Here is a 15,067-nt window from a genome sequence, read left to right on the forward strand (position 1 = left end):
TCTGATAGATTTTACGAATATCTTTAGAAAAATCTGGTTCGATCACTATTCAAATAGTGATATTCAATTGTAAGAAATTTAAATTAATTATGGTTCATAGGAATTTAAAAAGGCCATATCAAATAAATGCTATGGCCTTTGAAATTTAACCAATCTTTAAAATTGGTTTGAGTGTTATACCTTGTTGGCTATCGATTGCTGCTTGATTAATATCTTTGAAGTCATAAAATTTGATCAGTTTATCAAATGGAAATTTACCCTGCTGATATAACGCAACCAGTTCTGGAATAAAGCGTTTAGCAACACTATTTCCTTCTACAACTCCCATGATTGATTTACCTCCAATCAGTAAATCATTTACATCAAAAGCTGCCGTTACCCCTAATGGTGGTGCACCAACAATTGCAATTTTGCCAAGAATTCCAAGCGCATCAATGCCCTGTTTTACAATTTCAGGACGGCCTGTAGATTCTAGTGCAAATTGAACACCACCTTGCGTAATTTCCTTAATTGCTTCAATGGGGTCTTGAACTTTACTATTAATAACATGTGTTGCCCCTAGTTCTTTTGCAAGCGTTAAACGGGACTCCACAATATCGACAGCAATGATCGTAGTTGCTCCACATACTTTTGCAGCAAGCAATGCACTTAATCCAACGGCACCTGCACCCCATGTCACAAAGCTGCTGGCAGGTCTAACACCTAATGCATTTATGACTGCACCTGCGCCTGTCTGTATTCCACAGCCCAATGGGCCCAATAATTCTAAAGGCACATCTTGAGTGACTTTTACTGCATTATTTTCACGGCTGATCGCATAGGTTGCAAATGAAGATTGCCCAAAAAAATGGTCATGTACTTTATGATGATCGTGTGTACAAATTGCAGAATTCCCTTCGGGATCAGTGCCACCAAAGTTACGACCAAAAAAGTCCTGACAATATGCAGGATTCCCACTGCCACATTGCTCACAAATCCCACAATATCCATAACTAAGAACTACATGATCACCGATTGCTAAATCTTTCACATTTGGACCAATCGCTTCTACAATTCCCGACCCTTCATGTCCTAATACCGCTGGCAAAGGAACAGGATAATATTGATCTCTAACAATTAAATCGGTATGACACATACCTGTTGCTACGATTTTTACCAAAACCTCATCATCTTGGGGTTCACGAATCTGAAGTTGCCTGAGTTCAAAATCTGCACCTTTGCTTTGGGTCACAGCTGCAGTAATCTCAGTAAAATTTGTCATATCTCAACATCCTGTATCAGATTATATTTTTATAAAAACAAGCGTCTTATTCACATTTCCTTTCGTCTGAACCAATAGCACCCTAAAAATAGGATGCTATAGATTCCAAGTGAAATAACATCTAAAACAAAATGTATCTAAGCTTAATCAGATACCAAGTTTTATTTTTGCGCCGTAACCCAATGGGTAGTCGTATATTCTTCAACGATCCATTGATCATTGAAACGGCCTAGACCTGAGTTCTTTTCACCGCCAAATGGGGCGTTAGGATGATCGGCAACCGAAATCTCATTAATATGGGACATACCTGCTTCAATCCCCAATGCAAATTTCACTCCACGTTCATGATTTGAAGTACACACCGCACTCGATAAACCAAATTCAGTGTCATTGGCAAGTTCAAGTGCATGAGCTTCATCACGTGCTTTTAAAATTGGCAGAACTGGACCAAAACTTTCTTCTTTCGCCACAGCAAAATCTGGTTCGACATTAACAAACACATGAGGTCCAACCAAATTGCCCTCAATTCCACCGTCAAAGAATAACGATGCGCCTTCATTTTGTGCTTGCTGAATAATACGGCGAAGATTGTCAGTTTGCTGATTGTTAATAATTGGCCCAACTAGAGTCTCTTCATTGGCTGGATCACCAACTTTAATGTTTGCCAAAGCAGGACGTAATTTTTCTAGGTATTGATCATAAATCTTTTCATCAATGATGACACGATTGGTACTCATACAAATTTGCCCTTGATGCAAAAAGCGTCCCATTACCGTTAAATTCACTGCAAGGTCTAAATCAGCATCGTCCAAAATTACTAATGGAGCATTGCCTCCAAGTTCTAAGCCAACACGTTTAATCCGTCTGGCAGACATAGCTTTTTCAGCTACTCGCTTGCCGATCTGTGTTGAACCAGTAAATGAAATAAACTTGCTTGTATCATGCTCAACCACATAGTCGCCAATTTCACTGCCTGCCCCGACAATTACATTCAACACACCCGCAGGTGCATTTGCCAATTCAAAAATTTTGGCAATAATCAACCCACCTGTCACAGGCGTATCACTTGCAGGTTTAAGTACAATAGTATTACCCAGAGCAATTGCAGGAATCACCGAACGCATGCTCAAATGGAAAGGGAAATTCCAAGGACTTATGACTGTAATTACACCTAAAGCCTTATGGAATACTTGACTAACTTGTCCCTCATGAGCAGGTTTTAAATCAATTACCTCATTTACAGCATTCGCATATTTTAAAGATGCTTGAGAAATTTTAAGTGCCGCATCTACTTCAATATTCGCTTTGAGTCTTGAACTTCCAGCTTCATTTATTAACCAATCTACAAGAGATTCACGATGTTGTGTAATCACCGCAATAATACGTTCAATCAGAGCTTGACGTTCACTCACAGTGGTTTTTTGCCACGATTTAAACGCTGATTGCGCAGCTTGATATGCTGCATCAACATCTTGTTGGCTTGCTCCTTGAATATCATCAATATGCTGATGAGTATAAGGGTTGGTATTCGTTACAATTTTATTCGATGAACCTTTAATCCATTGTCCATTGATAAATTGTTGGTTAAAACTCTGCGCTAAACTCATGGTATATCCCTTTTTAAAGAAGCAATCCATCTGCTTCATTGTTTAATATCGTCTCATCTTATTCTTTAGCAAGAAATAAGATCGACTATGCTCTTGTATTGCACTGATTTCTTCATATTTAGGTATAGCTTTATCCTAATAAGGTAAACCTACATAATTTTCGGCCAATGTCGTAAGCCCAGCATTAGAATCTAAAATATAGTTCAGTTCAGCCTGCTTAATTTTATGATCGAATTCAGTTTCAGTTTCAAAACGATGCAGTAAATGTGTCATCCACCATGAAAAGCGCTCTGCTTTCCAAACACGTTTCAAACATTTTTCAGAATACTCATCGATGCCTTGTGTCGAATTTCTTTGATAGAACTCAATTAAAGCACTCGATAAATAGGCAATATCAGATGCAGCTAGATTTAAACCTTTTGCCCCTGTAGGCGGTACGATATGTGCCGCATCTCCTGCCAGAAATAGTTTTCCAAATCTCATCGGTTCAGTAACAAAACTACGTAAAGGTGCGATGCTTTTTTCAATAGAAGCACCTGTCACTAAATTATTGCAACTTTCTTCATCAAGGCGACTTTTTAATTCATTCCAAAACCTTTCATCAGACCATTCTTCTACATGGTCTGTCACAGGAACTTGTAAATAATAACGACTACGTGTTTTTGAACGCATACTACATAAAGCAAATCCGCGTTCTGACTGAACATAAATCAACTCATCTGAAACAGGTGGTACATCTGCTAGTACTCCTAACCAGCCAAATGGATAAACCTTTTCAAATGTTTTAATTTTATCTTGTGGTACGCTTGCTCGACACACACCGTGATAACCATCACATCCTGCAATAAAATCACAAGTCAAACGAAAAGACTGGCCATTCTTCTGAAAAGTTACATATGGTTGCTGTTTCTCGAAATCATGAATTTGAACATTTTGAGCCTCATAATAAGTACATAAATCTGCTGCTTCTCTGGCATGCATTAAGTCTTTTGTGACTTCTGTTTGACCATATACTGTAACTTGTTTACCTTGAGTTAAAGCAGATAAATCTACTCGATGTTTCAAGCCATTAGTTAGAATTTCAATTCCTTCATGAGGTATTCCAAATTTTTTTAGATTTTCGTCAACCCCAGCCTGTTGTAACAAATCAACCGAGACTTGCTCTAATATTCCTGCTCGAATACGTGCTGCAACATAATCTGCGCTACGTTGCTCAATAATAATGTGTGAAATACCAGCTTTATATAAAAGTTGCCCAAGCAATAGTCCTGCTGGGCCTGATCCAATAATTGCAACTTGTGTAGTTAAGTTTTCCATCACATTTTCTCCATATCCTGATCCATAAATTATTTTTTTTAGAGCACTTTTGATATAGATAAATTTCAGTAAAAACCGATTAATGATTTCAATGTCCGCATATCGGACAAAATGATTATTAAAAAACCAGATATGGAAGGCTTTTAATTCCATAAATTTTGCTTTGTTATAAAGCACATAATTTTTAAAAAAAATAGTTTTAGTAGAATAAAAAAGCCTATATATAGGCTTTTTTATTCTAGTTTTCATAAAATTAATAAATTAAGGGCAATTTTCAAGGTATGGTTCAACATCCTTCTTCTTTAAAAATTTTGTATTGTTTTTAATATGATCAACAATATATTTCGCATCTTTCCCTACATCCATAAAACGACCAGACCCCCAAGTATTCAACCATGGTAAACCAATAAAGCACACATCAGAGTCAACGGTAATACCACGATCATGCATTGGATAACCATTACTTTGGAAAATATCTAATTCTATCCAGGAATAATCTGGTCTAAAGCCAATACACCAAATAATAGAGGTAATATTTTCAGCAGCTAAATCAATATGAGTAATTTCTTGCTCAGGTATCCAAAGGGGTTGATAAACCGATGCCGGCTCATCAGTTGTTACACTGTTCTTTGCTATATAATCATCTATAGAGGCATTAATGCGGTTATAAGTTGCGTCTGCCATATCCAAATTTTGGTTTAAATCAGGACGGAAAATCAACTGCCCGTTTTGAAAGTCGTCAAAACGTCCAAGCAATTGCATCCCTTCTAAAGCAAATTTTCGTAAGTCAATGTCACGCCCGCCATCACGCCCAGTCACATAATGATTAGTACTATTACGTACTTCTTCGCTATAACGATGGTCTTTTACCGTAGTTTCGTAGTAACCCATTTCAAATAACCATGTCACTACATCTTTACCACGATAGAAACGCGCACATCGCGGTGCATCTCCTGTTGAAAGATAAACCTTTTTACCAGCCAGATGAATGTCCTCAGCAATTTGTGCACCGGACTGACCCGAACCAACAACCAATACATTGCCTTCAGGAAGTTGATCAACATTAAAATATTGCTCCGAATGTATCACCAACACATTTTCAGGCAAAGCCTCACTGAGTTTTGGATAAATCGGCGTGTGATAACCACCAGCTGCTACTACCAATTGCTTAGCCGTAGTTTTTCCTAAATTAGTTTCAATTTCAAATTGTTGGGGTGCAACTTTGGCAACATGTTTCACCTGTACATTTAACAGTGCCGGAGGATTCAGCTTTTCAATAAAACTATCTAAATATTCAACGATTTCATTTTTCTTCATAAAACCATCGGGATCATTACCATTATAAGGATGATCAGGAAGTAAACACTGCCAATTTGGAGTTACAAGAGTAAAATTATCCCATCGCTTTTGGCGCCACGCATGTGTCAATTCTGATTCTTTTTCCAGAACCACATGATCAATACCCGCTTTTTGGAGGTAGTGACTAATACATAATCCTGCCTGTCCCCCACCAACAATCACAACATCATAATTCGACTGTAATTCCTGTGCTTGAATATTTAACGTTAACATTTTGTTCCCCTTATTCTTTGCTCATTTCAGTAATTTCGATTTGTTCATCTGCTTGTACGGCAAAAATTTGAGCTTGCCGTTTAATGGTGGCTAAACTATCCATTGCTGAGCTACAAGCAAAACCGTAACGTGCTCTGACTCTCTCCGAAGCAGCATTCAAACCATTCTCAGCCTGCTTTAAAAAATGTGCTGCGGGATAACTTTCTCCCGCCACCAGATAGTCATAAATCACGGTGGAGGGTGAGTAATATTGCACATGCTCACCATTGGGCCATTTCACGGTAAAATTGACACTAGGCATACTTGGCCTCCTGATTCCTCGGCTCAATCGCACTCGACTGAGCCATTAACTTTTTTAAAATGTCGGCATAATCAAAGCCAGTAAATCGTTGTTGCTGAAAATCCCAAAAGCAGGCACTGTGTGCTTCATGGTAAATCTGAATTTTTCCAGTGGCATTGCTTTCGCCAATCACGGCGCAGCAAATGTCCTGACTTTCAAACAGTTCAATCATGTCTTGGCATTCATCTTCATCGGCAGTCAGTAAAAAGCCGTAGCTGGGGAAAATTTGCAGCCATGTTTGCCAATCCACCCCATCTGGTTTTGGAATACTGTCAAGATCAATGTTTGCACCACTTCCAGTGGCTTCGAGTAGCATCAATAAACTGCCAAAAATACCTGCATTGCTAATATCACGTGCAGCGTGGGCCAAACCTTGTTCCGCCAGTTGTGGTAGCACGGCCAATTGCGCCTGCAAAATACGTCCTGAGATACGTTCAAAGCATTTCCAATACACCGTGTTAGGGTGAAATTGCCCATGTAAATTGAGAGCAATCAAAATTTTCTGTTGCGGTTTGACATGCAAAATCGACAATAATTTTTGTGCCGTACCCTGAATTGCCACCGACAATGTCGGTTGATACTGCATGCCAATATTGCTATGCCCACCCACCAACGCCACACCATACGCAGCACAGGCATCTTGCATACCTTGCATTAACAGTTGCGCTTGTTCCGCGTCACGATGCCAAATGCTGTTCACTACCGACAATGCCTGTCCGCCCATTGCAGCAATATCACTGACATTCGCCATAACTGCCGACCAGCCTGCAAAATAAGGATAATTGGCAACAAAACTCGGCAACATTCCCTCACAGGCATGCAACAAATATTGATCTTGTAAGACAACGGCTGCTGTGTCATCTCCGGGATAGGCATACAGCGCTTGCAAGGTGTTTACACCCTCGACATTGGGCATAGACACGCTTTCGGCAATTGCCTGTTTAGAGAGCATTGCGGGGGTATGCCGTAAAAATTCAAGCAGTTGATTAAGTGACATCATCCCACCTCTTTTTGCATATAGGCCTGCATAGACACGTGTTGTAGCGGATAGCGTTTAATTTGTGCCTGCATTAAGACATGTGGAATATCAGCCACCTGTAACTCACGCATACTGTCCCAGCACAGTTTTTGGAAATAGCGTTCATTCTGCTGCTGTACGGTTGCTAAAAATGTCTGACAGCCTAAATTTTTCGCGGTGGTTACGGCGGCATTAATTAAAGCTTTACCAATAGCATGATGGTGGCGATACAAAGGCTCGACACATAAGCGCCCACCCCACCATGTATTTTTGCCATCGGGGAAAATACGTACTGCGCCCACCACACGATCATGTTCTCCAAACATATTTCCAATGGCGACAATGCCTAAAGCATTGAAATCGTATTCATCACGATCTTCTTTTAAAATCTTTTGTTCATCACGAAAGGTGGCTTCACGGAGTCGGTAATATTGACGACGTTCCCAATCTTCCGAGACCACTTTGATGATGATGTCATCGCTCACAAACTGTTTCAGTTCTTCATTCAGTTCAAGCAACCATGGATAATGTGAAAGTTCCATCATGACCTCCTACTCGTAGGCTTTCAGTGAGGAACATGCCCCACACTTGGCACAACCGGCTTGGGTATCTTCCGAGTTCAAGCCCTGTTGGCGTAGTTGCTGCCCAATTTTTGGATAAAGCGATTGCATAAAGGCTTGATCAGGTTTGGCATGATGCTCCAGCGCTGTTCCCGCAATTGGCACGAAAGGCACTACAAAGGGATACACACCCATTTCAGTCAGTTTGCCAGTCATCTCGATGATTTCTTGTTCGGTGTCGCCCAAGCCTGCCAAAATGTAGGTGCTGACCTGACCACGCCCAAACACTGCAACTGCTGCTTTAAAGGCTGAAAAATAGGTGTCTAAGGACACTTCAGCTTTGCCCGGCATAATTTGATGACGTACCCGATCACTCACCGCTTCAAGGTGCATACCAATAGATACTGCACCCACATCTTTAAGTTTTTGAAACCATGCAAAATCATCAGGTGGTTCACATTGCACCTGTATCGGCAAATCCACTTCAGTACGAATAGCTTTCACACTGTCATATAGAATTTCTGCGCCACGATCAGGGGTATTGGGTGTACCTGTGGTAATCACCATTTGTTTTACACCATCAAGTTCTACCGCAGCTTTAGCTACTTCTGCCAACTGCTCAGGGCGTTTCCGAATCAGTGTTCGTCCTCCTTTGAGCGATTGATCAATCGAGCAAAACTGACATGCGGTGCTTTTATCGTTCATACGGATGCAATGCTGTAAAACCGTGGTGGCTAACACATCATGGCTGTGCAAGGTGGCAATTTGCTCGTATGAAATACCCTCAGCCGTTTGTAAATCGTAAAACCGTGGGCGAGATGGCGCAGTTAAAGTCGCCACAGGAATACGGTTCTTAAAAATAATGACCTTATCCGAATCAGGTTCTACTTGGGCACTATAAGGCGACTCTTGCGCAGCCAAATTTAGTATAGGAATCATCATGGTCTGCCCATCGAGACTCAAAGCCTTATGATCGCTTGGCCCTGCACCGCCCTTACGAGATAGACCAAACTCACCTTCCCATTTCAGACCGTTACATTGCAAATCGGTCAACAGTTGTATTGCAGACATACTCGCCCCCTATCTTCGCTATTGGCTTGCTACGGCTTAAACCTGTTCTTCGTTAAATCTGGAAAGTTTTTCTAGATGTGCCTGATCTGAGGTTTCAACTTTCAGTTCGTGCAACACCTGTGTTGGACGACGGTCAATCAACACACTTAACAACTCTGGGCGGCTGTAATGCCCAACTGAATCCATCATGCGTTTACGTTTATCAATCAAGCTAAAATCAAGATCGGCAATGCAATAGCCTTCACCTTGTGTAATTGGCGGTGCTAAAAATTTACCTTCGGGTGAAACAATGGCAGTAAAGCAACCACCAGAGATTGGAGCTAACTCACAACCTGTATCTTGCATAATTTGCTGCTGTTGCTCAGGGTGTAACCACGCGGTAGCATTGACCACAAAACAACCCGACTCTAAGGCATGATGTTGAATAGTGGCACTAATCTGATCGGCAAACACCTGACCGACCAATGAACCGGGGAACATGGCAGTATGAATTTGCTCACCATCTGCCATCAAGGCAAAACGCGCCAATGGGTTGTAATGTTCCCAACACGCCAATGAACCAATGCGTCCAACAGCTGAATCAATAGCACGTAAACCACTACCATCGCCTTGTCCCCATACCATGCGTTCATGATAAGTCGGCGTGATTTTGCGACGGTGCTGAATAATCGAACCATCCACATCAAACAACAACTGTGCGTTATAAATTGTGCCGCCTGCACGTTCGTTAATCCCAATTGACACCACCATATTGGCGTCTCGACAAGCCTGTCCAATGGCAAAAGTCGCTTCTGATGGCACGATGACCGATTCATTGAGCAATTTAAGATGTTCTTTGCCCATCGCAAATGGCGGTTGCACAAAAGAAAAATAAGGGTAATAAGGCACTACTGTTTCAGGAAAAACTGCAAACTGCACACCTTGTTTGCCCAACTCCAAAATAATGTCACAGACTTTTTGCACCGTGGCTTTTTGGCTGTATAACACCGGACTACATTGCACTGCGGCAGCTTTAACGATTCGACTCATGACTTATTCCCCTTTCTTCTCAAGCTTTTAAACAGTCCAAGTGTCAATGATCAACGCATTGTCACGGCGCATTAACAATTTCAAATCCATCACATCCAAAGGATTGATTGGGCGAATACCAGCAATCAATGCTTTTTCAGTTTGGCCATATAAAGCTTGCAATGCGAAACGGCAGGCATACACTTCACCACCTTCTTCCATAAAAGCTTTTAACTGATTATTCACAGCCAAATGTCCCGGAAAAGCTTCCGCACCGAGAGTTGGGAAACCACGTTGCACCCCCAATTGCACACCTGGTCCATAAAGCAAAATTTTGGTTTCAAAACCTTTGCGTAATAAGCGTTTAGCTTGCAGCACATTGACCAAACCAATTGACCCTTCAAAAGCCATGGTATGAAAAGTCACTAAAGCTTTTTCGCCCGGCTGCGCTTTTACATCCTCAAAGACCTTTTCTTCATAATCGACAAGAAAATCACCATCTTTGTATTGTTCAATATCAACTTTTGGCATAGCAGCTCCTCGTATAATGCTATTTGCAATCAACCAGTGTTTGGTTTGATAGAGTTATTGCGAGAGCTGTGCCAAGTTTAGTTTTTATTTGAAATTTATTTTTAAAACATTGAAATATAAAAATTAATTTTTATAAAAAGTTTTTTATTGCTTAAAAATAAAACACTAGATGATTATGATTTTTCGTAGTAATATGAAATTTCATAGTCAAAAATATGAAATTTCATAGCATGAACAATAGCGATTTTATTTCAGACTGGGTGACTTCTGAGAATTCGATACGACCATTGGCCTTCGAACATACCTCACAGGCTTTACTGATATTGGACCCACATCAAAACCAGTTTGTCGATGTCAATATCAGTGCAACACGGTTGCTGCGCTATGAACGTCATGAATTGATCCAAAAAACTGTTACATCAATCTTCGGACATTTCAGTCAACTTCCTCACTTAATGGCATTTACAGAAGAGACATTAGATAAAGGATTTGCATGGAATAATGAAATGTATGCCTTCGATAAAAATGGTGAAAAAATTCAGCTGGATATCAGTTCTGTTTCCATTCCCTATAAAAATAAAACTTTATTGATCTGGTCATTGGTTGATGTCAAAGATCTTGAACTACGCCAACTGAATAAAAATGCTGACAAAATGATTCGTGCTGGAATTAAGGAATGGCAAGCACTGCAAGAACTTTTTATCGACTCCGATACTGGTAAACATTTATTACTTAGCTCCGTAGGAGATGGTATTTACAGTATCAATCAACAAGGCTTATGTACTTTCATAAATCCTGTTGGTGCAAAAATGCTAGGGCTACAACCTGAGAATGTACTTGGTAAAAATATTCACAAAATTCACCATCATACTCATGAAAATGGTGAACACTATCCTGTTGAAGACTGCCCAATTTATGCAGCGGTTCACGATGGAGTGGTACATGAAGGAATACAGGAAATTTTTTGGCGGCGTGATGGTAGTTATTTTCCAGTAGAATTTACCAGCACTCCTATTATTCGTGACAGTGAAATTATTGGTGCAGTGGTGGTATTTAGGGATATCAGTGACCGTCTCAATACTGAAAAACAACTCACCCATGCACTAGGTGAATTACAAGAGTTAAAAAGTCGCCTTGAGCAGCAAAATGAATATCTGCAAGAAGAAATTTTACAAGAAAATCAATATCATGAAATTGTCGGAAATAGCTCATCTATATTACAAATTATTGAAAAAATCAAAGTAGTTGCCCCTACCGATGCCAATGTAATGATTTATGGTGAATCTGGTACAGGTAAAGAGTTAATCGCACGCGCTATTCACCAATCTAGTCACCGTAAACAATACCCATTGATACGGGTTAATTGTGCTGCGATTCCATCAGAACTATTTGAAAGTGAATTTTTCGGGCATGTCAAAGGAGCATTTACTGGAGCGATACGTGATCGGGCTGGACGTTTTGAACTAGCAGACCAAGGTACTTTGTTTTTAGATGAAATTGGTGAAATTCCACTGGAGCTGCAAAGTAAATTACTGAGGGTGTTGCAAGAAGGCACCTTTGAACGTGTTGGTGAAGAAAAAACCCGTCATGTCGATGTTCGGATTATTGCCGCAACTAACCGTAATTTAAAAGAAGAAGTAAAGCTCAAACATTTCCGTGAAGACTTGTATTTCCGCCTGAATGTTTTCCCAATTTACTCTCCTGCATTACGAGATCGTAAAGAAGATATCCCGTTATTGGTCAGCCATTTTACCAAGCTGATTAGTGAACAGCGAAAAGTGCAATACTTACCATTTTCTCAAAAACATATTTTGGAACTACAGCAATATGACTGGCCGGGTAATATCCGTGAGCTACAAAATGTGATTGAGCGAGCCATGATTACTGCTAAACAAGGCATGGTATCGTTCCAATATTTACTTGAAGAACACCCGCAAAGCAAAGCCATTACAGCACAAGAAAAGCAGGCTCAACTTGCAAATCAAGTGTTAACCGTACAACAACTGAAAGATTTAGAAGTGCAAAATCTCACAACTGCCGTACAGCAATGTGAAGGAAAAATTTTTGGGGAAGATGGTGCAGCTAAGCTATTGGGAATAAATCCGACGACATTGATCTCAAAATTGAAAAAACTTGAAATTAATTATTAATTCAAGTGTTTCATATCCCAAGGAGCAATATCACCACCAAATCTTTCGGCCAAAAAATCAATCAGTAAACGTAGCGCTAAAGGCTGATGACGACGTGATAAATAAATCGCTTGGATATTTAAAGGCTCTAATTGATATTGAGGTAAAAGGACTTCCAACTCGCCATTGGCAAGTTCTTTGCCAATATAATAAGTTGGCAGCATGGCAATCCCCGCACCAGCTAAAGCACCTGCAAGCACGATAGATGTTTCATTGGCTGTCAACTTAGACGATACAGCGACTGTCGTTAGCTGTTCGCCTAACCACAAATCAAAAGAAGAATATCTTGTACTGTGAATAATCGCATGATGTGTTGTCAAGTCTTGTGGCGTCTGGGGTTTCCCCATACGAGTAAGATAAGCTGGTGAAGCACATATCACCGAATGGCAGACTGCCAAATGCCGTGCAATTAAACCTTCTTCTATTCGATTACTGAGTCGAATTGCTAAATCAATACGATCTTCAACTAAATCGACTGTACCATCAAGCATCATCATCTCAATTTCAACTTTAGGATAATGCGCTTGGAAATCGACTATTGCCGTCATGAGCTGAGCCTGTGTAAAGGATGGTGTAGAAGTAACACGTAGCTTCCCTTGAACTTCGCCACCCTGTGCCGCCTGAAGTACAATATCCTCAGTCAAGACCAACATTTCTCTGAAATTTTTTAAGAATTTTTCACCAGCTTCACTCAACGAAAGTTTTCTTGTGGTTCGGTGCAGTAATCGAACTCCTAACCATTCTTCTAAATGTTCTAAATAGCGTGTTGCCATCGCACGTGACATATCTAAAGCATTTGCCGCTGCACTAATGGTACCTCGATCAACAGTTTCTACAAAAACGCGTATCGACGTCAAACGATCCATGATTTGCTCGATTTAGTAAACAATGATTTAACTTTTAAAGAGTATATCTTTGTTTTAGTCATCAATACAATTCTTGAACGTTCAATGAATACCTCTAACAAATAGAGTCAATCATTCATCAAAACCCATTTCTAAAGGATGTATCGATGAACCCATTTAATCTCCCATCTCAATCTATTGTCTACGTCATGGATGCCTATTGCGGATGGTGTTGGGGTTTCTCTAAACAACTGCAAGCATTTGAGGCAGCCAATCGACACCGTATTGCATTCACTGCTATTTCGGGCGGACTTTTTGTTGGGGATCATGCTCAACCTATCTCGAACTATCCTCATATTCCTGAGGCAAACAAGCGAATTATCAGTTTGACTGGCGCAGTTTTTGGTGAAGAATATGATACTTTGTTAAATGATGGCTCAATGATTTTAAATTCATTAGATGCAGGTATTGCATTCGCTGTACTTCGAGATCATGCCCCAGACAAAGCCATACATTGGGCACATGAGCTACAACATGCTTTTTATATTCGTGGTTTGAGTCTATCTGACCACACCACCATCACGGATATTGCAACTGCTGGTGGACTGGATAAAAATGCCGTATTACTGGATTTAAAAAATGGATCTGGGCAAAAGCAAGCTTTGGCTGATTTTGCAATGAGTCGAGCGCTAGGCGTATCCTCTTTTCCAACTTTGTTGTTTGTTGATGGCGATAAGGTACATCAATTGCCTGCAACAGGTTCGACTTTACAAACACTCAATAACAAACTCGATAATTTATTGGCATAAATTACCGGACTTAGACACGCATCGCACTCATAGCAATTCCCTAATTCATCTTAGTGTTAAAAGGTAAAACTCATGCAACAAAATAAAGACCAAGCTCAACATTTGTCAGAACAAAAAAGTAAACCCAATTTTCTTTTCGTTCATGGGGCTTGGCAAGGCGCTTGGGTGTGGGATGAGGTGATCCAACAATTAACAACTCAAGGCATTTTTGCACGTGCTTTTGATCTACCCGGTAGTGGAACTGATCAAACACCAATATCCAATGTAACACTAGATACTTATGTACAAGCGATTATCTCACAAGCGAAATCAATGCCCTTAGGCCCATTAATTCTTGTCGGACATAGTATGGGCGGCGCCGCTATTACGGCTGCTGCATCCGCAGCACCGAATCTGTTTCATCAGCTCGTTTATGTATGTGCCTTTTTACCTCGTTCTAGTGAATCTGTAGCTGCTCTGGCAAAAGAAGGCCATGCTCTTTCAGGGAGTGGGCCTAAAGTGGAATTGGTTGATGCAGGACTTGCTTCTCGCCTATTACCCGACAGTATTGCCAGTACATTTTTTAATGACTGTTCACCACAAATTGTCCAACATTTTTTACCAAAATTTCGGCCTCAACCCATTACGCCCGTCGTGACCCCTGTTACATTGAGTGAAGGTTTCATAATATTACCCAAAACCTATATTCATTGTACCCGTGACAATGCGGTTTCATCAGAATTACAACTTCTGATGGCAAGTCGTGCCAATATAGATGATATCCAAACATTAGATAGTGGTCATGAACCTTTCATTTCCCAACCAGAGAACTTAGTTAGAATATTATTGCAAACTTCTAATTTTTCTTAAAAATTTAACTACAGTGAGTTTATTTGAGCCAATAAGTAATATTCAACCCATTTATTTGAGCAATAAATGGGTTTTCAAGCACTCAAGATG

The 15,067-nt window shown here is 40.3% G+C and carries 14 protein-coding genes; 3 read left to right on the forward strand and 11 right to left on the reverse strand.

From position 1 onward, the window contains the following. Positions 1–145: 145 nt before the first annotated feature. From ACT53H_RS14970 to ACT53H_RS15015, 10 genes are all read right to left on the reverse strand, one after another. Positions 146–1,261: an NAD(P)-dependent alcohol dehydrogenase gene (locus ACT53H_RS14970; protein ID WP_004942770.1), complete on the reverse strand. Its 1,116-nt coding sequence runs from the start codon at positions 1,259–1,261 to the stop codon at positions 146–148. 161 nt (positions 1,262–1,422) lie between these two features. Then, positions 1,423–2,907 carry an aldehyde dehydrogenase family protein gene (locus ACT53H_RS14975; RefSeq protein ID WP_081409481.1) on the reverse strand — a complete coding sequence of 495 codons (1,485 nt, stop codon included), beginning with the start codon at positions 2,905–2,907 and terminating at the stop codon, positions 1,423–1,425. A 96-nt stretch (positions 2,908–3,003) separates the two neighbouring features. Next, positions 3,004–4,185, reverse strand: a complete 1,182-nt coding sequence (gene pobA / locus ACT53H_RS14980; protein ID WP_320540463.1) for a 4-hydroxybenzoate 3-monooxygenase — start codon at positions 4,183–4,185, stop codon at positions 3,004–3,006. Positions 4,186–4,446: 261 nt separating this feature from the next. After that, positions 4,447–5,757 (reverse strand): MSMEG_0569 family flavin-dependent oxidoreductase, encoded by a 1,311-nt coding sequence (locus ACT53H_RS14985; RefSeq protein WP_320540464.1) that lies wholly within the window; start codon positions 5,755–5,757, stop codon positions 4,447–4,449. 10 nt (positions 5,758–5,767) lie between these two features. After that, the gene (locus ACT53H_RS14990; protein WP_005131648.1) at positions 5,768–6,058 is read right to left on the reverse strand and encodes an MSMEG_0570 family nitrogen starvation response protein; all 291 of its coding nucleotides are present in this window, start codon (positions 6,056–6,058) and stop codon (positions 5,768–5,770) included. Next, the gene (locus tag ACT53H_RS14995; protein ID WP_476009543.1) at positions 6,051–7,097 is read right to left on the reverse strand and encodes a sll0787 family AIR synthase-like protein; all 1,047 of its coding nucleotides are present in this window, start codon (positions 7,095–7,097) and stop codon (positions 6,051–6,053) included. Before ACT53H_RS14995 ends, ACT53H_RS14990 begins: the two co-directional genes overlap by 8 nt. Then, positions 7,094–7,657, reverse strand: coding sequence for an MSMEG_0567/Sll0786 family nitrogen starvation N-acetyltransferase (locus ACT53H_RS15000; protein WP_195858437.1), 564 nt, complete (start codon positions 7,655–7,657; stop codon positions 7,094–7,096). The genes ACT53H_RS14995 and ACT53H_RS15000 overlap by 4 nt, the downstream gene beginning before the upstream one ends. A gap of 9 nt (positions 7,658–7,666) precedes the next feature. After that, positions 7,667–8,746, reverse strand: a complete 1,080-nt coding sequence (locus ACT53H_RS15005; protein ID WP_068614558.1) for an MSMEG_0568 family radical SAM protein — start codon at positions 8,744–8,746, stop codon at positions 7,667–7,669. Between the two features lie 36 nt (positions 8,747–8,782). Beyond that, positions 8,783–9,775 carry a Nit6803 family nitrilase gene (locus ACT53H_RS15010; RefSeq protein ID WP_476009544.1) on the reverse strand — a complete coding sequence of 331 codons (993 nt, stop codon included), beginning with the start codon at positions 9,773–9,775 and terminating at the stop codon, positions 8,783–8,785. Between the two features lie 27 nt (positions 9,776–9,802). Next, on the reverse strand, positions 9,803–10,285 hold the full coding sequence (locus tag ACT53H_RS15015) for an MSMEG_0572/Sll0783 family nitrogen starvation response protein (protein ID WP_004942753.1): 483 nt from the start codon (positions 10,283–10,285) through the stop codon (positions 9,803–9,805). 215 nt (positions 10,286–10,500) lie between these two features. Here ACT53H_RS15015 and ACT53H_RS15020 point away from each other — a divergent pair, with 215 nt between their 5' ends. Next, positions 10,501–12,435: a sigma 54-interacting transcriptional regulator gene (locus tag ACT53H_RS15020; protein ID WP_476009545.1), complete on the forward strand. Its 1,935-nt coding sequence runs from the start codon at positions 10,501–10,503 to the stop codon at positions 12,433–12,435. On the opposite strand, the gene ACT53H_RS15025 is transcribed toward ACT53H_RS15020, so the two are convergent. Continuing rightward, on the reverse strand, positions 12,432–13,340 hold the full coding sequence (locus ACT53H_RS15025) for a LysR family transcriptional regulator (RefSeq protein WP_005131641.1): 909 nt from the start codon (positions 13,338–13,340) through the stop codon (positions 12,432–12,434). The genes ACT53H_RS15020 and ACT53H_RS15025 overlap by 4 nt on opposite strands. A 146-nt stretch (positions 13,341–13,486) precedes the next feature. On the opposite strand from ACT53H_RS15025, the gene ACT53H_RS15030 reads away from it, so the two are divergent. After that, positions 13,487–14,128, forward strand: coding sequence for a DsbA family protein (locus ACT53H_RS15030; RefSeq protein WP_476009546.1), 642 nt, complete (start codon positions 13,487–13,489; stop codon positions 14,126–14,128). A gap of 72 nt (positions 14,129–14,200) precedes the next feature. Next, a complete protein-coding gene (locus ACT53H_RS15035) occupies positions 14,201–14,977 on the forward strand; it encodes an alpha/beta fold hydrolase (protein ID WP_476009547.1) in 777 nt (258 codons plus the stop codon). The last annotated feature ends 90 nt before the right edge of the window (positions 14,978–15,067 follow it).

It is taken from the genome of Acinetobacter sp. DMC2 (genome assembly GCF_056314305.1).